At 39.2% G+C, this 22,716-nt stretch carries 17 protein-coding genes; 9 read left to right on the forward strand and 8 right to left on the reverse strand.

Annotated elements, in window-relative coordinates:
- Positions 1–128 precede the first annotated feature (128 nt).
- From ACZZZC_RS00260 to ACZZZC_RS00300, 9 genes are all read left to right on the forward strand, one after another.
- Positions 129–1,439, forward strand: coding sequence for an oligosaccharide flippase family protein (locus ACZZZC_RS00260; RefSeq protein ID WP_463484297.1), 1,311 nt, complete (start codon positions 129–131; stop codon positions 1,437–1,439).
- Positions 1,432–2,349, forward strand: coding sequence for a glycosyltransferase family 2 protein (locus tag ACZZZC_RS00265; RefSeq protein WP_463484298.1), 918 nt, complete (start codon positions 1,432–1,434; stop codon positions 2,347–2,349). Before ACZZZC_RS00260 ends, ACZZZC_RS00265 begins: the two co-directional genes overlap by 8 nt.
- Positions 2,346–3,755 (forward strand): O-antigen ligase family protein, encoded by a 1,410-nt coding sequence (locus tag ACZZZC_RS00270; RefSeq protein WP_463484299.1) that lies wholly within the window; start codon positions 2,346–2,348, stop codon positions 3,753–3,755. The genes ACZZZC_RS00265 and ACZZZC_RS00270 overlap by 4 nt, the downstream gene beginning before the upstream one ends.
- Entirely contained in the window at positions 3,748–4,854 is a 1,107-nt protein-coding gene (locus ACZZZC_RS00275; RefSeq protein ID WP_463484300.1) for a glycosyltransferase family 4 protein, read from the forward strand. The genes ACZZZC_RS00270 and ACZZZC_RS00275 overlap by 8 nt, the downstream gene beginning before the upstream one ends.
- Before the next feature lie 59 nt (positions 4,855–4,913).
- Positions 4,914–5,852 carry a class I SAM-dependent methyltransferase gene (locus tag ACZZZC_RS00280; RefSeq protein WP_463486336.1) on the forward strand — a complete coding sequence of 313 codons (939 nt, stop codon included), beginning with the start codon at positions 4,914–4,916 and terminating at the stop codon, positions 5,850–5,852.
- Positions 5,849–7,090: a glycosyltransferase family 4 protein gene (locus tag ACZZZC_RS00285; RefSeq protein WP_463484302.1), complete on the forward strand. Its 1,242-nt coding sequence runs from the start codon at positions 5,849–5,851 to the stop codon at positions 7,088–7,090. The genes ACZZZC_RS00280 and ACZZZC_RS00285 overlap by 4 nt, the downstream gene beginning before the upstream one ends.
- Positions 7,091–8,197 carry a DUF1972 domain-containing protein gene (locus ACZZZC_RS00290; RefSeq protein WP_463484303.1) on the forward strand — a complete coding sequence of 369 codons (1,107 nt, stop codon included), beginning with the start codon at positions 7,091–7,093 and terminating at the stop codon, positions 8,195–8,197. It begins immediately after the preceding gene.
- Positions 8,198–8,382: 185 nt separating this feature from the next.
- Positions 8,383–10,698: an SLBB domain-containing protein gene (locus ACZZZC_RS00295; protein WP_463484304.1), complete on the forward strand. Its 2,316-nt coding sequence runs from the start codon at positions 8,383–8,385 to the stop codon at positions 10,696–10,698.
- A gap of 3 nt (positions 10,699–10,701) precedes the next feature.
- Positions 10,702–11,796: a hypothetical protein gene (locus tag ACZZZC_RS00300; RefSeq protein ID WP_463484305.1), complete on the forward strand. Its 1,095-nt coding sequence runs from the start codon at positions 10,702–10,704 to the stop codon at positions 11,794–11,796.
- 895 nt (positions 11,797–12,691) lie between these two features.
- Here ACZZZC_RS00300 and ACZZZC_RS00305 read toward each other — a convergent pair.
- The 8 genes from ACZZZC_RS00305 to fcl all read right to left on the reverse strand — a co-directional run bounded on the left by ACZZZC_RS00305 (position 12,692) and on the right by fcl (position 22,678).
- Positions 12,692–14,398 carry a capsule assembly Wzi family protein gene (locus ACZZZC_RS00305; protein ID WP_463484306.1) on the reverse strand — a complete coding sequence of 569 codons (1,707 nt, stop codon included), beginning with the start codon at positions 14,396–14,398 and terminating at the stop codon, positions 12,692–12,694.
- 11 nt (positions 14,399–14,409) lie between these two features.
- Positions 14,410–16,095 (reverse strand): capsule assembly Wzi family protein, encoded by a 1,686-nt coding sequence (locus ACZZZC_RS00310; RefSeq protein WP_463486337.1) that lies wholly within the window; start codon positions 16,093–16,095, stop codon positions 14,410–14,412.
- Positions 16,092–16,742 (reverse strand): hypothetical protein, encoded by a 651-nt coding sequence (locus ACZZZC_RS00315; RefSeq protein ID WP_463484308.1) that lies wholly within the window; start codon positions 16,740–16,742, stop codon positions 16,092–16,094. Before ACZZZC_RS00315 ends, ACZZZC_RS00310 begins: the two co-directional genes overlap by 4 nt.
- 11 nt (positions 16,743–16,753) lie before the next feature.
- Positions 16,754–18,688, reverse strand: coding sequence for a polysaccharide biosynthesis protein (locus ACZZZC_RS00320; RefSeq protein ID WP_463484309.1), 1,935 nt, complete (start codon positions 18,686–18,688; stop codon positions 16,754–16,756).
- A 45-nt stretch (positions 18,689–18,733) separates the two neighbouring features.
- Complete coding sequence (locus tag ACZZZC_RS00325) at positions 18,734–19,273, reverse strand: PglD-related sugar-binding protein (protein ID WP_463484310.1); 540 nt, start codon at positions 19,271–19,273, stop codon at positions 18,734–18,736.
- A gap of 1 nt (position 19,274) precedes the next feature.
- On the reverse strand, positions 19,275–20,249 hold the full coding sequence (locus tag ACZZZC_RS00330) for an MraY family glycosyltransferase (protein ID WP_463484311.1): 975 nt from the start codon (positions 20,247–20,249) through the stop codon (positions 19,275–19,277).
- Positions 20,250–20,631: 382 nt separating this feature from the next.
- The gene (locus tag ACZZZC_RS00335; RefSeq protein WP_463484312.1) at positions 20,632–21,759 is read right to left on the reverse strand and encodes a mannose-1-phosphate guanylyltransferase; all 1,128 of its coding nucleotides are present in this window, start codon (positions 21,757–21,759) and stop codon (positions 20,632–20,634) included.
- Entirely contained in the window at positions 21,746–22,678 is a 933-nt protein-coding gene (fcl, locus tag ACZZZC_RS00340; RefSeq protein ID WP_463484313.1) for a GDP-L-fucose synthase, read from the reverse strand. Before fcl ends, ACZZZC_RS00335 begins: the two co-directional genes overlap by 14 nt.
- Positions 22,679–22,716 lie beyond the last annotated feature (38 nt).

Consider the following 22,716-nt stretch of genomic DNA (forward strand, 5'->3'; position numbering starts at 1 on the left):
AGCTTGTTTAGTTAACAGATAATTTGTTGGTTGTTTGGATAAGATAACCGTCAAACGACATCAAATTCGTAAGCTTAACAACAAAAAACAAGCCAAGCTTAGCCCTCTGGCAAAACATTTTTAATGCCATGTTCTATTTTATTTATATAAATTTGCCAAACATCTTCCAAAAAGTTTTGAAGCAAGTTCTATCAAATTTTATAAATGGTTTAAAGGAAACTAAAATAGTTTCCAATTTCTTTAATTTAAGCAGTATTCAAATTTCTAACATATTGCTCATACTGTTGATGTATCCTCTCATCACCAGAATAATTGGCATTGAAGCATTTGGCATGGTTATCCTAGCAAATACATTTTCTGGCTTATCATCAATTGTAATTAATTACGGCACCAACCAGTCTGGCGTGAGGGATGTGGCCATGTATGTGAATGAAAATACCAAATTAAGCCAGGTGGTTTCTAGTACACTTTGGGTAAGAACAATTATATTCATCCTCTACCTTATCCTTATTTTTTCTCTACAATGGGCCAACATCCGTTACTATCAATTTATTCTTTTATCCTCGCCTGTAGTTTTAGCCGAGGTTTTAAACCCATTGTTTATTTTCCTGGGCACTGAAAAGTTAAAAATTTACAATATAGCTAACCTTATATCTAAGGTTTTAGTGATTTTGGCCGTCCTGGCCTTTATTAAAGGAACAGAAGATTCAGAATGGGTAAATTTTATTATTGGTGCAGCCAGTACGCTAGCTTACGCAGTTTTGTTAATGTATGCCATGATTAAACATAAGTTAAACCTTCATTTACCCAATAAAGAAGAATTATCAAAAATTGGAAAAGATAATTTTTTCCTTACTGTTAATAATATTTCTGTCCATCTCCAGCAATCGTTGATGATCTTCTCCCTGGCAAAATGGGGAAACCCGCTGTGGTTGGGCGCATATTCCATTTGCGACAAAGTGATCGGTTCTTCCAGGATTCTTATTATATCGGTATCAAATGCCATTTATCCTAAAGCAGCTCAGCTTTATAAGGAAAACATCCATTCATGGAAAGTCTATAAAACCAAAATGGGAAAGTTAATCGCATTGATGTTCTTAACTTTATCGTTAGTATTGTTCATCATGCCCGAAATTTTCGTACACTTACTTTCAGGCGAACGAAACCAGGACGCCATCATGTATTTGAGGGTAATGGCCTTTGTTCCATTTTTAGCTGCATTAAACGTGCTTAATGTGCTCGATTTATTACTCAAGAATAACACCTTAGCTATATTCAGGATTGCACTCATATTGTTCTGCATATCGGCTTTCACTTCCTGGTTTCTCGTTACACAAGGGTTGCAAAAGTGGTTTGGTGCTTATACGCTTCTAATCGATGGAAGTGCACTAATCATGTATAACTATGTAATTAAACGTTCATCCAACAAAAATGCATAAGCCTGTAGCTATCATTATACTGAATTGGAATACCCCGGCACATACCATCAGCTGCGTATCCTCCATTACAGCATATTGTGATGAAGGCGATTACGACATTATCATTGCTGATAATGGCTCTAGTGACAATTCTTTATCAATTCTACAGCAACAGTTCCCGAATCACATTTTTATCGATAACAAAACCAATTTAGGTTTTGCAGAAGGAAATAATACAGCCTTGCGATACAGCATCGAAAAAGGTTATACCTACTCGCTTCTACTCAATAACGATACAGAAGTTGACGAAAACTTTCTTTCCCCACTAATAGCGCATTTAGAAAACAACCCAGAAACCGTCGCCGTTCAACCATCCATTTATTATTTATATCAAAAAGATAAACTTTGGAATGGAGGTTCATTTTTTAACAAAATTTTCGGTTTTACTTATTCAAAAAACAGCAAGAAAAGACAAGGTTTAAAATCTCCCGAAAGAGTAGATTGGTTAACGGGTTGTTGCATGCTGATGAGAAACGAAACGCTTAAAAAAACCGGTTTATTGAATAGCAAGTTTTTCCTCTATTACGAAGATGTAGATTTATCATTCCGTTTGAAAAATTTAGGGGATTTATACTATTTTCCAGGTACAAAAATCTATCATGAAGCAGGCGTATCTGGTCAGCAGAAAAGTAAAAATAGCGAAGGTTCTTTAAGTCCGGTTATCCATTATTACCTTTGCAGAAACAAGATCTGGTTCGTAAGGAGATATGGAAATCCCGTTTTCATCCCGATCATTTTTATTAAAGATTCGTTTTATTACGTATCGCTGTATAGCTATTTTATTATTAGGGGAAGAAAGAAAAAAGCAGCCTATCTTTACCAGGGAATAAAAGAGGGATTATTTACACCTTTAAGTTCCATCTGGCCATGATGATCATATTTCCACTTGTGTATTTATTTGCCTTTACCCTGGCCATGTCTGACATTGTTAGAGGAAAGAAGGAAGGTTTTATGCTTTTTCTCATTTTCGGCCTCTCGATATACACAACCGTATTATCAGTAACCTTTATGCTTGGTTTACGGAACATCATCATCTACCTCCAGTCTTTTAAAGAAATTTTGATTGTAGTGGTACTGAGTTTTAGTATCTGGAAATTAAAAACAAAAATAAAATTTCATTATATCGATTACCTGATTATCGGATTTTTCGGATATACTATTCTGTATGCCATTTTACCAATTGGCGAACAAGGTTTGGTAGATCGAATAATGGCTTGCAGAACTTTATCGTTCTTTGTTCTGGTATATTTCTGTGGCCGTCTTTTTAAATCAGAAGAGATCTACATTAGTAAATACTTTCACTATGTATTGGTGGTTTCCATCGCAGCAGCATTGGTAATGTTCACAGAAGTTTTGAATGACCAGCATTTACAAACGAGTACGGGTTATGCTGATTACAACTTTTACCTTTTTAACCTCGAGCCAAGTGGAAATTTTGGCTTAACGTGGACATTTGAATCTGAGGGTGGATACAAACGTTTTGCCAGTTTTTTTGCTAATCCCCTAGAATTTGCATCAGCTACAATTATTGCGCTATCCGTTCTTGCAGCGCTTTACACAGCCGAAAATTACTCCTTAAAACTCGATAAATTTGGATATATTGCGCTAGGCGCTACATTATTTTCCATCATTTTCGCGTTTTCAAGGTCAGCCTTTGCCAGCTACTTTATCTTAGTTTATGCCTATTCATTAATCACGAAAAGGAAATTTATCACCAACACCGTGCACGCCGGAGCCGCAATAGTTGCCATCTACATCACTTATTTATTAACGAAAGAACAAGACCAGAATGATGGTATTCAAATGGTGATTATCAATACCTTAAATTTCAGTAATCCTTCTAGCGTTGGTCATTTGGTGGAATGGATTCAGGGTGCTTTAGCGATCGCTTCAAACCCACTCGGACTGGGTTTGGGTTCATCAGGCAGGATTGGGGGCACATTAGGAGAAAACATTGGCGGCGAGAATCAATTCATCATTGTTGGTGTTCAAGCCGGAATTTTGGCGCTTCTACTATATCTCGTTATCTATATCTCTTTTATAAAAGAAGGAATTAAATGGTTTCACCGTCTGGAAGGCAAAGAGAAAAAAATCTGCCTTGCTTTATTATTAATTAAGATTGGCTTTATCGTTCCTTCGCTAACATCCGAAATAGAATCATCATCCTACATTTCTTATTTTACCTGGTTTCTATCCGGTTTATTTGTAAGCGTCATCTCTACCAAAGTTGCAGTTATAGAACATAAATCCACAGAAATTGAACCTGCCAATGCCTAAGCCATTAAAAATAGGAATTGACGTAAAAGATCTTCAGGTTGCACAAACAGGCACCAAAACATACCTCGAAGAATTGTGCAAAATATTTAAGCACAACACTAATCCGAGATATCAATTTTACTTCTTTGATACATTGTTTCCTCCATACCTGGGCAACCATAAACTGCTTAAACTCCTCGGACATTTGAGGTATCAATTTTGGAAACAAGTAAGCTTGCCAATTAAAGCCTGGCTTAAAGGTGTTGATGTACTTTTCTGTACGGATAATGTGGTGCCAATGTTAAAGTTAGGCTATAAAACCGTTCCGGTTTTTCACGATGCATTTTTCTTTGAAAGCCCCGAACATTTTAACAAACTTTGGCTTAAACTTACGTTGGCAACAGCAATACCTGCAGCAAGGTGCTCACCTTTAGTGATCACACCCAGTAGGTTCGCCAGACAGCAAATCCATAAATACACCAACATCGCAATAGAAAAAATGCCTGTAATTTATGAAGGACCGAAATCTCTTGGAACTTTCGTTGATTTTCCATCAAAAAATCATTTTGGAAAATATATTCTCCATGTTGGGGTAATGAATAAACGAAAAAACATTCCTGCCCTTATTCGTGCCTTTGCAAAAGTAAAACAGAGAGGCAATGACGATTTGAAGCTAGTTTTAGCCGGAAAAATAGAGAAGAAAATGTTTAGTGATGATAGCGAGGAAATTAACAAAGCGCTAGCTGAATCTCAATGTGAGCAGGATATCATTTTCCCGGGATATCTTTCAGACCAGGAACTGTCCGCAATCTACCAACATGCGCATCTATACGTTTTCCCATCTACTAACGAAGGTTTTGGCATCCCGATACTAGAAGCTTTCAAATACAGTTTGCCCGTACTTGTAGCCGATAATACCGCCCTGCCAGAAATTGGCGGCGAAGCCGTGCTCACCTTCGATCCGTTTTCCATTGACGATATAGCAGCTAAAATTGAAATGGCATTGAACAACGACTCATTGAGAGCAACGCTAATCAACAAAGGTAGGGAGCGTTTAAAGCTATTTTCCTGGGAGAAAACAGCCAAATCTTTACTCCAGGAATTTGAACGTATTCAGTAGCATATTTTTTGCTAACTTTGCCCGCTAAAATCCATATAGAAATATACTGGAGATAAATTATGATAAACATTACCTGTCCCATTTGTTTGAACGAAAAAACCCAATTAAATACCATTCTATTTAAGGTTAAAACGATTTCAGGTGAAGAATATGAGATCAGGGAATGTGACAAATGCCTTCATCATTACACCTATGTTGATCATGAAATCGATATTTCCTCTTATTATGATGAGAAAGATTATACGGTAAGAGATACCAAGGAAAGTATTTTCTTTAAAATTCAGAAAGCCGAATACAATCTGGTTCTCCACAAAATAAAACAGCATGTCCATAGCCATCCAGCAAGCTTATTAGATTTCGGCTCGGGAAAGGGACTATTTTTGCACTTCGCCAAGCAAAAGGGCTTCATTGTAAAAGGCATTGAGAGTTCTATGCCTCGTGCGAACTATGCAAAAACACATTTTGACCTGGACATTAACACAGAATACTATACATTTGGTTCCGTTTTTGGAAAACAGTTTGATGTGTTGACCATGTTTCACGTATTGGAGCACATCCATCTTTCAAATAATTTTCTAAGCAATCTTGTTAATGAAAATTTAAAAGATGACGGTTTACTCGTTATCGAAGTTCCAAATTTTGATAGCTGGCAATCGAAATGGGCAGGAAACAGATGGATGCATCTCGATGTACCGAGGCATTTAAGCCACTTCAAACCAAAAAGGATTCAGCAACTTGTAGAGGAGAATAATTGCAAAATAATAGCTACCTCCTATTTCTCGCTGCACCTCGGAATTGTTGGAATGGTGCAAACTATTTTTAGCTGGTTTGGATACAAAGGTTTCCTGATTGCTGATTTAAAACAACAAAAAACAGTGTTGTTGATGGTTAGCCTTTTGCTTGCTCTACCCTTTGCTATACTGCTCGAATTGTTCTCAGCGATGTTTAATAAAGGTGGCATTATTCGTTTATATGCAGTAAAGCAATCAAATAAATGAATATTTTAGTTGCAAACTGGACTTGGTTTCCAAGCGGAGGAGATTGGACGTACATAGAAAATGTGACCAAAATTTATGAAGATCATGGCCATACGGTTATTCCCTTTTCCATGCAGGATGAACGCAACTTTCCATCTGTTTATCAAAAATATTTTATCAGCAATATTAATTATAAAGCCTTAAACGCAGATAAAAAACTGACTGCAGGTTTTAAAATTGTATCGAATAGTATTTATTCAAAAGAGGCACAACAATGCCTGGAAAAGCTGCTTGATGAGGTAGATATCGGCCTTGCCCATCTTAACCTGATCAATCACTACCTTACGCCCAGCATCTTAAAAACTTTAAAAAAAAGAAATATCCCCATCATTTGGTCGCTACATGACTACACACCGATTTGCCCTGAAAGTACGTTTGTAAGCAATGATAAAATTTGCGAAGCTTGCAAAGGTGGCAAATTCTATCACGCTGTTATTAAAAAGTGTAAGAAAAACAGTTTACTTCCCAGCATAGCCGCATCCGTTGAGAATTATGTACATCATTTGCGTGGCTATTACAAAGATGTAGATCATTTTATTTGTCCTTCTAAATTCTCGTACGAGAAATTTAAGTCATTTAACTTCTTCAAAGAAAAGCTTCACCACCTGTATCATGGATATGATTTTTCGGAAGTGATTAACCTGAATCTATCTGATGCAGCAGCCCAAAAATATATTATTTATGTGGGGAGGCTGGAAAAAATAAAGGGTGTACATACGCTGTTAAATGCGATGAAATCTCACCCAGAAATAACGTTAAAAATCATCGGATACGGTACTCAGGAAGATGAACTAGCGCAATTTGCTCAAGACAATAACTTAATAAATGTTGAGTTTCTGGGTAAAAAAAGCAAAGAAGAAGTTTGGGCTCTACTTAAAAAATCTTCTTTTTTAGTCTGCCCATCTGAGTGGTATGAGGTTTTGGGGTTTACCATTATCGAAGCCATGTTATTGGGTAAGCCTGTAATTGGATCAAACATTGGTGCAATCCCTGAAACCGTAATTCACAATGAAACAGGGCTACTGTTTGAGCCCGCGAATGCGCTAGATTTAGCAAATAAAATCAATACATTGTTCTACAATGATGCTTTAATTACTAAATTCGCGAAAAATGCAAAAATACATGCAGAGAAATTATTTAACCAACAGCATTATTTCGAAGGGTTAACGAAAATAATTCCTGCATTACAAAATATATAAATGAGAATTGCAATTATAGGGTCTAGGGGTTATCCTTACGTGTATGGAGGCTTTGAAACCTTTGTAAAAGAGTTAAGCGAAAGATTGGTCAAGCAGGATGTTGAAGTACATATTTACTGTCAAAAAAATCTTTTTAATACCTTTCCGAAGCAAGTAAATGGAATATACCTTCATTATATCCCAACGCTTCCGCAAAAATCTTTAAACCAAATCATCCATTCCTTTTTTTCAATTATACATGCAACTTTCAGCAAAGCAGATGTATTGCTTGTAGTCAATCTTGCTGCTGGGCCTATGGGTTGGATTCCAAAGATTACCGGAAAAAAAACCATGATTAATGTAGATGGCCTGGAATGGTTAAGACCAAAATGGCAGGGCCTGGGTGCAAAATATTTCTACTGGGCAGCAAAAGCGGCTACCATTCTTTACGACAAAATCATTACCGATGCCGAAGGAATGAGACAAGTCTATCTAGAAGAATTCAATAAAGATTCTACCGTGATTGCTTACGGCGCACCGGACTATAAAAAGGCTGCATTAAATTCAATCGATCGCTTCGGCCTCAAAGCAGAAGATTATTATCTTATCGTAGGCCGCCTGGTTCCAGACAATAATGCTGATTTGATCATTAGAGGCTTCCTGGAATCTCAATCAACCAAAAAAATGGTTATTGTTGGCGATGTTCCTTATACCGATAAATACGCTTCTGATTTAAAGGCCACTCAAAATGAACGCCTCATATTTTTGGGCTATGTTAAAGACCAGGATGAACTAATGGCACTCTATCAAAATGCCTTTTCTTATATCCACGGACACAAATACGGGGGAACAAACCCGGCCATGCTAAAAGCAATGTCTAACCACTGCGCTATTTTAGCCTTAGATACCATTTTCAACCGTGAAATGTTAAATAACGGTGAATATGGGTTTTTCTTTGATGAGAATGCTGACTCAGTGGGTTGCATGCTCGAAAAGATGGAGTCTGAACCTGAAAAAATCCAGGAATTAAAAGACAAGGTGAGCTTAGGATTAACAGAAAAATACAATTGGGAAAAAATTACTCAAGCCTATAAAAACGAGATGGCGAAACTGTTGAGTAAAAAATAGTTTTGCCTACTCCTTCAAATTTTAAAGATGATTATGGCCTTTCATTCCACTGCTCGATATTGATAAGTGATATAAAATCAACGGCTTTGCACAGCGGTCTTTACCGCGAAATAACCTATTCATCATAAACGATGCATCAGTTTTTAACTTATATTTGCAGCTATATTACCATTAAAATTCAATTCATGCGCTTAAAATTTATCTACTGTGCTTTTCTATTGGTTATGTTATTGGCCACTACGTCATTATTCGCACAAATATCTGTCGATAATCTGAGTAAAGTGAGGGTTGAACAGTTATCTGATGCACAAATTCTGGAGATATCGAAAAGATTTGAGGCTTCTGGAATTTCCGAAGCTGATGCAATTAAATTACTTGTGGCAAGAGGCATGGATCCTGCAGAAGTTGACAAATACAAAGAACGACTTGCCGAACTCTCTTCCGGAGGAAAAACGGCAAAGGCGGCCGCTACCAGTACTCCGGCTGCTAAGCCTCAGGGAAATCAAAACCGCGATACCACCAGAATCACCGAAGCAAAGCCGATAAAGAAAAGCAGCCCAATATATGGTTACGAGTTTTTTAGCAACCCAAACATCAAGTTTGAACCCAATATTAGAATTGCAACACCTAAAAATTATGTCTTAGGCCCAGATGATGAATTGGCTATTTTGCTAACAGGAGTAAACGAAAGTACCACCAATGCCAAAGTGAGCCCCGAAGGAACTGTAAAAATTCCATATGCGGGTTTAGTTTATGTGAATGGCTTAAGTATTGAACAAGCAACGAGTCAAATCAGAGCGAAAATGGCCAAGGCTTATCCAGCGCTATCATCCGGACAAACCAAATTGACTGTGAATTTAGGAACAGTTAGAAGCATCAGGGTTACCATCATCGGCGACGTGGCCACACCAGGCACCTATACCGTTTCGTCTTTATCAACACTTTTTAATGCCTTGTACCAAAGTGGTGGCCCTACCTATCGCGGTTCATTGCGTAAAATTGAATTGATTAGAAATAACCGGGTTATTCAAACCGTTGACTTATACAATTTTCTTCAAAAGGGAATTCAAAGCGAAAATGTAAGTCTGCGGGATCAGGATGTGATCAGGATACCAGTATATGATACCAGAGTTGCCATAGACGGTGCGGTAAAAAGACCAGGTAGTTATGAACTTAAAAACGCAGAAACGCTGGCCGATTTAATTACTTATGCAGGAGGTTTTGCAGATCTGGCCTATAAAGGAATAGCAAAGGTTACTCAAGTTGGGCCAAAGGAAAGAAGCGTTAAAGATATTTCTTCAGATATGTTTGATCGCTATACCTTAAAAAACGCAGACTCAGTTTATATTGGCGCCATATTGGAACGCTTTGCTAATCGCGTGGTGATAGAAGGAGCCGTATATAGACCTGGTACATTTGAGTTGAATCAAGGGGTTACCCTAAAATCATTAATCGCCAAAGCCGATGGGCTTCGGGATGATGCTAACTTAGGAAATGGTTATATTAAAAGGATTACACCAAGCCTGGAAAAGGAAATGATTTCCTTTAATTTAGGAAATATAATGTCTGGAAAGATACAGGATATTGCATTAATGAGAGAAGATTCGGTATTTATCACCTCCACCAAAGATCTCAGAGATGAAACCTCCATTAGCATCGCTGGTTATGTTCGGGCACCGGGCACCTTCCAGTATAGAAAAGGGATGAGTGTTGCAGATGTAGTAAGCATGGCTAAAGGGTTCCAGAATGATGCAGCAAATCATAGAATTGAAATATCCAGATTAGTAAAAGATCTGACCGATACCTTATCCAATAAGCTGGTTAATATCATTACGCTGAATCTGGATTCGGCACTGAGTACTTCAGATGGAAATTTCCTCTTAGAACCTCTTGATTACATCTATGTGCCCCGCTTGGTCAACTATCGTTCTATTGGCAATGTAAAGGTACAAGGAGAGGTACTATTTCCGGGCGATTATGCGCAGCAAAGAAGAGATGAAACAGGAATGGAATTTATTAAACGTGCCGGTGGAATTACCCCAATGGGTTCGCTTGAAAACACTCAGGTTTACAGGAATGGCGTACGGGTAGATATGGATTTAACAGGAAAAAGAAAAAGACAGGCCAAAGATGCGACCATTTTAATGCCTGGAGATAGTCTCTTCATTCCTAAAAACCAACCTTTTGTAGAAGTGAATGGTGCAGTAAATAACCCACAACTATTGAGATACGCCAATTCAAATTTCAAATATTATGTTGATGCAGCAGGAGGTATTACCGAGAGTGCAAGGTTAAAAGGCGCCTATATTAAATATCCTAATGGCATAAACGCTCCGGTAAAGAGCTTCCTGTTTATCAAAAACTATCCAAAAGTAACAGCGGGTAGCCAAATAATTGTTCCGGAAAAGACTGGCAAAAACAAACTGGGCTTCGCAGAGATTACCACTATAGCGTCTGCATTAACTGGCATCGTAAGTTTAATTGCCATCTTATTTAAATAAATTATGTCAGTTGCTGAAAACGATAAAAAATACATCACGGCTGAGGAAGATTTTTCTTTCGCAAAAATGATCAGTGCCCGTAAAAAAGATCTTAATTACCTTTGGAAGTTCAAAATCAGAATTCTGATAATAGGATTAATCGGTGGTGCCTTAGGTGCGGTTATGGCTTACCTTTGGCCAGTTACCTATACGGCAAAGCTTACCTTTGTTGTAGAAGAGGGTAAATCGGGCGGGGGTGGATTGCTATCTTCACTTGCTGGCCAAATGGGCTTTGATATTGGCGGATTAACAGGTGGAACCAGTGGGGTACTTGCAGGAGATAATGTGCTTCAGCTCCTTACCAGTCAAAAAATGCTGAAACAAACGCTTCTGACACCTTTGGATAGTGGAGGCAAATATACTTTGGCCGATAAATATGCCGATGCTTATAAACTTAAGGCAGATTGGAAAGATTTAAAAACCAACGTCAAAAAGGAAACGATCATGTTTCCACCAGATACCAGGAATTACAGCCGGTTACAAGATAGTTTGCTACATGAAATGATCAGAAAACTTGCTGAAAAAGAACTTTCTGTCAGCAAACCGGATAAAAAACTTGGTTTCTTTGCACTTACAGCAACACTTAAAAATGAAGAACTGGCCAGTTTAATTTGTACCAGACTCATTGATGAGGCGACCAGGTTTTACATTGAAACAAAGACCAAGCGGTTACGGACTAATGTAAACAGGTTTCAAAGCCGTGCTGATAGTATCGGAAGATTGCTCAATAGAAAAACTTATGCAGCTGCCGGTGCCAATGCCATTATGCTGGATGCAAACCCGGCGTTTGCAACTTTAGGTGTAGGTGCTGAGCTTCAGGAACGCGATAAAAGAGTGCTTCAAACCATCTATTCTGAAATTATTAAAAACCTGGAAGTAAGCAGGTCTATGCTGATGCAGGAAACGCCAACTTTCCAAATAGTAGATGAACCTGAACTGCCATTAAAGAAAAACCGGATGAGGTACGCTAGCGGAATCGCGATAGGCGGCCTTGTGATTGGCGCCCTGTTTTGTTTAATTTTGTTAATAAGGAAGAAACCTGAGTTAGAGGCTCAATAGAACCCACGCCCGCCTATCGGCACCGAACCTGTCGAAACACCTTAATCCCAACTCTCCGATCTGTCATGTTGAGCCTGTGGAAACACCTTAAAGTGTATTTGAACAGGTTCTTCGAAAAGCTCAGGATGACAAGTAGATGTTTTCAGCTAATGAGCATTTGTAATCCCGTCTCTCCAGATCTGTCATGTTGAGTTTGAAACACCTTAAAGCTTATTTTAATAGATCCTTCGACAAGCTCAGGATGACAAGCAGATGTTTCCAGCTAATCAGAATTTTGTAATCCCGTCTCTCCCGAAGCTGTCATGTTGAGCCTGTCAAAACACCTCAAAGCGTATTTGAACAGGTCCTTCGACAAGCTCAGGATGACAAGTAGAGGTTTCCAGCTAATCAGGATTTTGTAATCCCGTCTCTCCCGAAGCTGTCATGTTGAGCCTGTCAAAACACCTCAAAGCGTATTTGAACAGGTCCTTCGACAAGCTCAGGATGACAAGTAGAGGTTTCCAGCTAATCAGGATTTTGTAATCCCGTCTCTCCCGAAGCTGTCATGTTGAGCCTGTCAAAACACCTCAAAGCGTATTTGAACAGGTCCTTCGACAAGCTCAGGATGACAAGTAGAGGTTTCCAGCTAATCAGGATTTTGTAATCCCGTCTCTCCCGAAGCTGTCATGTTGAGCCTGTCAAAACACCTCAAAGCGTATTTGAACAGGTCCTTCGACAAGCTCAGGATTACAAGTAGAGGTTTCCAGCTGGTCGGGATTTGTAACCCCAACCCTCCAGGATATGTTATGTTGAGTATGTCGAAACACTTTAAAGTGTATTTAAATAGGTCCTTCGACAAGCTCAGGGTGACAAAAATATCTATAGCTACAGCCTCTTTATCTGTAGATTTACAAATCTAAAACCGATAAGTAACCCCTAACTGTCCTTGAAAATTATATACAGTATTATGCGGAATATAATATTGGCTCTCCGTAAGATCCTTTTGCCTCCACTGGTAATTTAAAGATTTTATGCCCTGGAGCTTGGCGTTAAACAAAAGGTTTTTGTAATTCCATTCACCAACTGCAGCGAAAGCAAAATCTACCCAGCTTCTGCTACCACCTTTGGCGGCTGCAAAACGAGCATTGTCATAAAAATCGCGGTTGTGTTCCAAACGATCAAAAGATAAACCAAGCTTCTTGAAACCTTTAACCCAACTTAGCTCGAAGGATTGCAGATTTCCGCCTGTGCCAGATCCAGCACCTAAAACTTCTCCATTATTGGTATAGCCTTGACGGACCTCTCCATGATAGTAGAAACCTCCTGCATATCTTAGCAAAGTTCCATCAATGGTTTGAGACATCTGCGTAATCTCTGCATTAAATTGGATAAACTCTCCTTCATGCTTCTTTAATGGAACCATTTTCTTGATGCCAAAAAGATAAGCCCTGGAGTGATCGGGCGAACCTATAAAGTCTCTGAAATCATAAGAATTATCATTCAAGCCATACTCAAAATAAACTTCTGCATGTGCCTTTGGAAAAAGCCATCTGCCATAAAGCGAAGTTCGCTGATCACGGGCATTACCGTCATCACCAGCGCCTTCTCCTATTTTGGTTTTTTGAAAAGGAATAAAAAACGGGACATAATCGGCCAACTTGTTCAAGTCACTTCCATAAGACATGAAAGTTCGTGTAAATCCTAGAAATAGACCTGGAACCCATTTTGGTTGGTAACTGATGTTCAATCCCCCTAAATAACGCCAATCTTCACGGGGCTTATCATATACAACAGTTCCGCTTGATAATGTGGTATTCTCCAAAGGACTGAATCCCGAAGACTCCAATCGCCCTCCTATAATCTGACCTTCGAATGAACCAATATAAGTCTTAACTGGCCTTACTGTATTTAACGTAACATGTTTGAAACCAGAAGCGTTATTGCTCATCATTAAACTATTTCTCAAGCCTGGGCCCCACCAAATGTTTTCATTGGATAAACCTACTGAAGCCGGACCTACTGTTAAACGAATGCTACTCTGCCCCCATCCCAATTTGGAATAAGAATTATTGCCGTATCGCTCTGGGTTATCAATGTAGTTGTTGTTTCCTCCGTAATATGCGCCTAGCTCTGTATCATTCCGGTTTTCGCCATAACTTTCAAACTTTGCGTTTTGAGCAAAAACATATTCTGGTTTCAATTGAATACTCAATGGTCCTATTTTGGCAAAAAAACCTCCGGAAACTAAAGTTTGATAGCCTTTCGCTGGAATCATCGGTCCGTCATTCCAACCGAAAGGATGGTGAGAATTGAATTGTTGCTGCCAGCTGAAAGGCAAAATCTGAAATGTTCCTTTACCCTTAGCAAAATGAACGGGTCCTGATTTTTTCAGCCAGCCCTCCCTAAGCAATTGTTCTTCCGGATCAAAAATATTATCTTTCTTAATCGCTTCAGTAGTAATGGGCCTGTTGGTAAAAGAAATTGAAGAATCCAGTTGACCCAACAGCTGCAAGCGGCGGTAATAATCTTCTATTGTAGTTCCAACGGCTACCGTTTGTGCCTTCAGATTGAAACTGTAAGTCAATACCAAAGCGAGCAAGCCTATGCTAAAAATCTTCTTCATGATTATCAAAATTAAAAACGGTAGGTAAGGCCGGCTTGCACCTGCAAATTAAAAGCATCCTTTCCTGGCGTCATGTATAATTCGCCGGGGGCCTGTATCAAATACCACTGATAATTCAAAGACTGGATGCCTTGAAGCTTCGCATTAAAAATAAAATTCTTGTAATTCCATTCTCCGCTGGCCGCAACACTTAAGTCAACCCAATGCCTCCGGTAATCTTTCGAATCTACATAAGCATAATAATAGAAATCATTATTATGCACCAGCCGTTCAAAGTTGATTCCAAGTCTTTTCAATCCTTTTACCCAGCTCACTTCCAGGGATTGAATGTTTGCCCCAGGTCCAATCCCAGCACCTAAAACTTCCCCTCTGTTGGTGTAGCCGTGGCGCACACTTTTGCTGCTGTACCAACTTTCTAAATTTAACACCTTAGCGATGTCGGTTTCCTGTAATTGCGTCACTTCAGCACTCAGCATCAGTTGCTCTTCTTTTCTGGATCCGAAAGGAAACAATTTCCTAAGTCCAAATATATAAGCACGGGAAACGTTCGGTTCCAAAGCCAGATCACTGCTACTGCCCGAATAGTTATTCCTTCCATACTCGAAATAGACTTCAGCCTTTTCTTCTGTCCACAACCAACGCATAAAATAAGAATTCCGTTGGTCGCGTTTATTAATCGCCTCGGCAGCGGCTTCTTGTTTCTTCGACGAGAAAAAGGGCAAGTAATCTCCAAATTTATTTAGTCCATTGCTGTAAGTCTGCGCACTTCGGGTTAAACCCAAAAATAAACCAGGTACCCATTTAGGTTGCCAGGTAATCGCCAAACCACTAAGGTAGCGCCAATCATTCGGTTTTTCCACATAAAGCGGCTGACCAAAATATTCCCGTTCTGGTTCCAGCACACCATAACCGGAGCCTTCCAAACGGCCTGCAATAATCTGCCCTTCAAAAGAACCTATAGGAGTTGAAATTGGCTTACGTGTATTTAAAGTCAGGTGTTTAAAACCAGGGGCGGTATTGCTCATCAACAATGAGTTACGTAAGCCTGGACCCCACCACAAATTCTCAGTAGACAAACCAAAAGATAAGGCTTTATAATTTAACCGAATGCTGCTTTGCCCCCAATACGCTTTGGTAATACCCGATTTTCCGAAACGGGCGGGTAAATCTATGTTATTATAAAAATCATAGTAACGGGCGGTAATCACATCGTAATGGTCTTTATCAAAGGTATCGAAGCTACTGTTGGCCGCGAGTAACACTTCCGGCTTAAACTGAACACTCAGTATACCATATTCAGCATATATCCCCGCCGAAAGCAAAGACTGTAATCCCTTCGCAGGAATCATCGCTCCATCGTTCCAACCGTAAGGGTGATGGGAATTGGTTTGCAACTGAATACTCATCGGCAATAACTGCCACTTTAGCTTTCCATTCTTTGAAAAGCCTGAATGATCCGCATCCAAAAGATTATAACGTTGTTCGAGCGAATCAGGATAGGCAAAATCCTTTATTTTAAAAGCAGCAGACGGTATAAGTGGTCGGATGGTAAAGGATATGGTCGAATCTAATTTCCCGGCCAGCTGCGCCCTGCGATAATAATCTTCAAGGGCCTGACTCCCTACCGGAAGGCTTTGGCCATAAGCTAGATTGCCCAAACACAGCAAGGCGAGCATGAGTTGAATCGGCTTTCTCATAAATTAATTACTTTCACTGTCAGATTATCTATAGACCAGCTTTCATCACATTTTGGATCAGGCGCATTGGTTTGAATGAGTTGATCCCGGCATTGCATCAACAAATTAGCTTGCTGATGTTCAATCACCTTTTTGATTTTATAAAGCGTGGTACCACCCATTTTGCCAGCCAGATTACATACGCCAGGCAGATTGGTATTGCTCGCTCCGCTTTTAGGATTATGATAAGCATTGGGGTAATCATTCGGATAAGATTGAGGCGGACAGAAGCCGCTATTGTCGCAATCTTCATTTGAAAATGTGGTATTAATATAAAGATTACCATCCACAATCATTTTCCAGATGTCGGGTCCATCAATACCTTTGCTGGTTTTATTTCCATCCCAGCTATCATGGATATATAAATCGAAGGAAATTTCTACCAGTTTATGAGCGGGAAGGTCATTCAGAGTTAAATCGAAACCGGATGAATTATAACGGCCTAAAACGGTTGATCCGTTGTATTTTTCGGCAAGGGCATTTGAGATCCCCTTCGTGTTCTGACCTTCAAAATCGTTAAAATAAACCTCTTGTTCATTTTTAACTTCTTTAGCACAGGAGGCTAAAAAAAAAACCATAACGGCCAGTAAAATCTTATTTTTCATCATATCATTCAGGTTTAAGGCAATTGATCCAATTCTTCAAAAATTGAATTCTTACTCTTAAACTCTGGTACCAGTTTTTTCATGTTGATCACCACCTGCCTGTCGTTATCTGATTTGGCTGAAGCAATCAATTCATATATCTGACGCTCCACTTCTTCGAAAACATATTCCCTTACTTTCCCAATCATAATCTGATCGTGATGGGTGGGCAAGGTGTTCTCATTATCATTAAGTAATTCTTCGTAGAGTTTTTCTCCTGGCCTCAAACCCGAATATTCGATCATCACATCTACATTGGGCTCTAAACCGGCCAGGCGAATCATCTTTTTGGCCAGTTCCACAATCTTGACCGATTTACCCATATCGAATACAAAAATTTCCCCACCTTTCCCCATACAACCTGCCTCCAATACCAAACGGCAAGCTTCTGGAATCGTCATAAAATAACGGGTAATCTCTGGATGGGTGACCGTTAAAGGACCTCCTTTTTCAATCTGCTGCCTGAACCTTGGAATCACGGAGCCATTGGAACCCAATACATTTCCGAAACGGGTGGTGATAAATTTGGTAATGGGTTTTACATTCAGTTCATTGATATATTGCAAACCGTTACTGAAGATAAAGCCATCTGTGCTTAAAGAATTATTCAGCGATTGCACATAAATTTCGGCAATGCGTTTAGATGCGCCCATAATGTTGGTAGGGTTAACCGCCTTATCCGTGGAAATCATCACAAACTTTTGCACTCCGTATTTCACTGATTTATCTGCAATGGTTTTGGTACCCAACACATTGGCCTTAATGGCCTCTGCCGGATTGTCTTCCATTAAAGGCACATGTTTGTAGGCGGCAGCGTGATAAACGTAATGCGGTTTGTAAGTTTCAAATAACTTATCCATACGTTGCTCATCGCGAACATCCCCTACAAAAGCATGAAAGTTTTTGCTGCTATTGGTTTCTTCTAATTCTAAATAAAGCTCATGCAAAGCCGTTTCCGATTGATCGCAAAGAATAATCAAGCCCACATCAAATTTAGAAAGCTGGCGTACAATCTCACTCCCAATGGAACCTGCAGCGCCAGTGATTAAAATGCGTTTATTATTGAGCATCTGACCAATGCCTTCAATATCAATCTTAATGGATTTCCGATTTAATAAATCTTCAATATTCAGCTTTTGGATTTGTGCCGGTTTCAGCTGTCCATTCATCCACACATCTAATGGCGGAATATTAAGTACCTTGATATCGTTCTCCAGGCAAATGTCTACAATCGCATCTTTCTTTTCGATCGGAATGGTATATGAAGCAAAAATGATTTCATCCAGTTCATGTTTATCTACCAGTTGTGGCAATGTTGCTGCATCCAGAATCTTTACCCCGTCAATAGTCTTGCCCACTTTGCGCACATCATCATCCACAAAAGCGACAATCGTTTTATTAACACTCCCATCATGATCAAAAGTCCGTTTCGTGGCTAAACCGGCTTCACCTGCGCCGTAAATAATTACCTTCTTTTTGTCCAGGTTTAAGTTTTTGATGTAAAGAAAAAAGTATTTGATCAATACCCGGTAAGTCATCAGCAATAGAAAGCTGGTTAAGCCATTGGTAATTAGAATCGTTGTGGAGATAAGCGGATAGTTGAAAAAGGTGATGCCAATCAGATTCATCACAAAGAAAGTACCGTTGGCAATCACCACAGAAATGAGAATCCGAAACGAATCCTGCGCACTGGTATACCTGATGATGCCGGTAAAGGTTTTAATATGAAAGAAAACAGCCACAGTGATCATTCCCATTACGAGAAGATTCCTGGCAAGTTCCGGAATTTCCACGGCAGTTAAATCGAGATTATGCTTTAATGAATAAGCAAAAACCAAAGACAAAGACGAGATGATCAGATCCAGAATGAAAATGACCCAGCGTGGGACAATATTAAATTGAGTAAACAAAATACAATAGGCTAAATTTTAGTAAAGATAGGCATTTAAAATCAGCTAAAATAAATCTGGCTCCATAATATCAAAAACGGCATCTATAGTGGCCAAACGAGGAATAGCCGTACAAGCTTCAATCGTTACTCCTGCACCAATATTTGCTGCTCCACCAATATAACTATTCGGGTAGATGCTGCAAAAATCGCCAATAATGGCATCATGATCTACGGTTACATTGGCATTGATCACCACGTGTTTTCCAATTACAGCGCCAGATTGTATTACCGCACCCGCCAAAATCACCGTTCCTTCTCCAATCAAAACATCATCCGAAACCGTCGCATCGGGATGAATCAGCACGCCAAATTCATGTACAATATATTGTGTAATCGCTCTTCTAATTTTATTATTCCCGATCCCAATAATCATTTTGGCTTCTGGCATATGGTTTTCGTGATAGGAGACAACAGGCTTGCCAGCCATTTTTTTTAAATCTTCGTTATCATCAAAAAAGTTAGCTACCTGGTCTTGATTTAATCTAATTGCGTCTGCAATCACCCTGGCATGACCGCCTCCACCATAAATTACCCATTTATTCATATCACGACTTCAAATGAAACAATCTTTCTTTTCCCTCTGTTGCAAATCGAACAGTGAGAAATAGAAATCCAGAAGCTCCAAGCAATAACAGTGCCGACCATAGGTGATTACCGACCAAAAAGATAAGAAGTAGATTAATCAATAACTGGATCAACATGTATAGGCCCGAAACGATCAGGTGATTCCATTTGAGTTGGTTGGCTAAATATTGATAAAAGTGACTGCGATGGGCCTCAAATATGTTTTCTTTTCTAATCAGCCTGAAGGCGATGGTACTCACCGCATCTAAGCCATAAAATAACAGTAATAAAATGTAGTTGAAGTTTTCCGTTTGAATAATTAATTGGCCAATCAGGAAGACAATAATAAAAGCAATGCTCACACTGCCCACATCGCCGGCAAAACATTTGGCTTTCTTCCTGAAATTAAAAAAATTGAACACCAATAAGGATAGCGCAATGGTGATTAATAAATCTGAAGAAGTAAAACTGATGACTTTTTCATTGATGTAATATAGCGTAGCAACAGCCATTAAACTATAACCACCGGTAATGCCATTGATGCCATCCATAAAATTATAGGCATTGATCGTCCCAATCACAAAGATCAGAGCAAATGGAATCCAATACCAGGCCAGCCCGAAAAGACCCCATTGATAAAACATCAATAATACCGCAATTAAATGAATGCTGAGCCTCACCTTGTTATTTAGCGTAAAGATATCATCGAGGAAACTGATTAAACTAATCAACACCAATCCCAGTATAAAATAAGGAAACGCAAAACCGAAGCAGAAAAAAGAGATCATCGCTGCCAGACTAAAGATAATTCCGCCGCCACGAATGGTGACCGAAGTATGTGAACTGCGGTGATTGGGTTTATCAATGATATTGAATCGATCGGCGATTTGGAAATAGCCAAGCTCCAGTGCAAATAAGGCAACCAATATAATTAAAGCAGATAGATATGTAGTCATAATTTATAATGGCGAAGATAATAATTATTACACATAAGCCTACTTCATAATGTATTTTCGAACTCACCTTCACCGATTTCACATCTGTAGTATAGGGAGGAAATTTGTACAAATTAGCGATAAACCTCACCCTATCAATTTAGTGCTTGTACTAAACTAGCAACAATCCCTCTCGTTGAAGAGAGGGAAAGAAAGGATACTGGTTGTCCTACCGTTTAAACCCATTATTACCGTCTTTTCGAACGAGCATTGCGAGGAGAAATCTCATCATGTTGTCCAGAACTTGACTTTAGTATAGTGTAATTGGTTTTTATTAAATCACAATCACTCTATATTAAATAAAATTGGATTATCACCCCTCTAAAAAAGTAACACAGCACATTTACCTAAAATCATTTCCAAAATCTGCCACCATTTGTCCAGCTACTTGTTTAATTTCTTGTTCATCAGATTTTGGATAGATCAACAAAACCTTACCATCATCAACTACAATAAAATTCGTTAATCCCTTAATTACCGCAGCTTTGCCAGCAGGTAACTGAATTAAACAATCTTCCGTGGCTGTAATATTTATTTGGGCACAACTAATCGCATTGTTATTTTGATCTTTTTCGGCCACGCCATGTAAGGATGCCCAGGTGCCTAAATCCGACCAGCCAATATCGGCCGGGATCGTATAAACATTGTCTGCCTTTTCCATAATGGCGTAGTCAATAGAGATATTGGGAGCTGAAGGATAATGTTCCAGGATGAAATTGCTCTCTTCTGCTGTATTATAATAGTCATCACCTGCTTCAAATAAAGCCGCTATTTCTGGAGCATAACTTGCAAAAGCATTTTTTATTGCTTTTGCTGACCAAATAAAAATACCTGCATTCCATACGTAATCTCCACTTGTTAAATAAGCTTGCGCTTTTTCAAGCGAGGGTTTTTCCATAAAAGCAGTTACTTTTCTTATCTCCGCTCCTTGCTCCTTGCTCCCTAATCCTTGCTCCTCAGCCTTTACTTCTTGCTCTTGAATAAACTTGATATACCCATAACCTGTATCCGGCCTTGTAGGGCTAATCCCCAAAGTAATCAATGCTTCATTACTGGCCGCATAATCTAAGCCTTGCGCTACCTTCTGCAAAAACACATCTTCTTTCAAAATCAAATGATCCGAAGGTGCCACCAATATATTGGCTTGAGGATTGCTTTTTGAGATTTTGTAACTGGCGTAGGCAATACAGGGCGCTGTATTATTGCGACTTGGTTCTAATAAAATGTTTTGCTCTAAAATAGTTGGCAATTGTTCCTTTACTAAACCCGCATAATCGGAATTGGTTAAAATATAAATCTGCTCATTCGGGCAAATAGTTAAAAACCGTTCGTAGGTCAGCTGCAACAAGGATTTGCCCAAGCCTAAAATATCGATGAATTGTTTGGGAAAATGATTTCGGCTTTTGGGCCAAAAGCGTGAACCGACACCGCCGGCCATAATCAGAATATGGGTATTATTATTGCCAGTCATTATTTTTTACTTCGTTATATACTTTTTGTATGCCTTCCTTTAATGAGGTACTTGCTTTCCAGCCCATTGCATTAAGCTTACTTACATCCATCAATTTCCTTGGCGTACCGTCTGGCTTAGTTGTGTCTGTTAGAATCTCCCCCTCAAATCCCACTATCTCCTTTACCAACCTAGCTAAATCCAGGATTGATACGTCTTCACCCACACCAATATTCACCAAGCCAGGCTCATTGTAGTGATTCATTAAATACACACAGGCTTCTGCTAAATCGTCGGCGTGTAAGAACTCCCGTTTCGGTGTTCCTGTACCCCAGATGGTTACACTTTGATCTTTGTTTTGCTTAGCTACAATAAACTTACGTAACATTGCAGGCAATACATGTGAATTGTTTAAATCATAATTGTCATTTGGGCCGTAAAGATTGGTCGGCATCACAGATACAAAATTGCAGCCATACTGGTCACGATAGGCGTCGCACATTTTGATGCCCGCAATCTTCGCAATCGCATAAGGCTCATTGGTGGGTTCCAGCTCGCCAGTTAATAAATATTCTTCTTTCAATGGCTGGGGTGCCATCTTCGGATAAATGCAGGATGAACCTAAAAACATCAATTTAGAGACATTGCTAAGGTAGGCCTGATGAATCACATTATTTTGGATCATCAGGTTTTCATATAAAAAATCCGCCCGGTAGGTATTATTGGCCACAATACCACCCACCTTTGCGGCCGCCAAAAATACATAATCTGGTTTTTCGGTTTTGAAAAATTCAGCTACAGCTAAAGCGTCTCTCAAATCTAATTCTTTAGATGTGCGAGTGACAATGTTGTCAAAACCCTGGCTTTCGAGGTTACGCAAGATAGCAGAACCCACCATTCCGCGGTGGCCGGCAATATAAATTTTATCTGTTTTATTCATTCTTTGATTCTTCATTGCCAGAGCGTGCTCCGATTCAT

The organism is Pedobacter sp. AC212, from assembly GCF_979258625.1.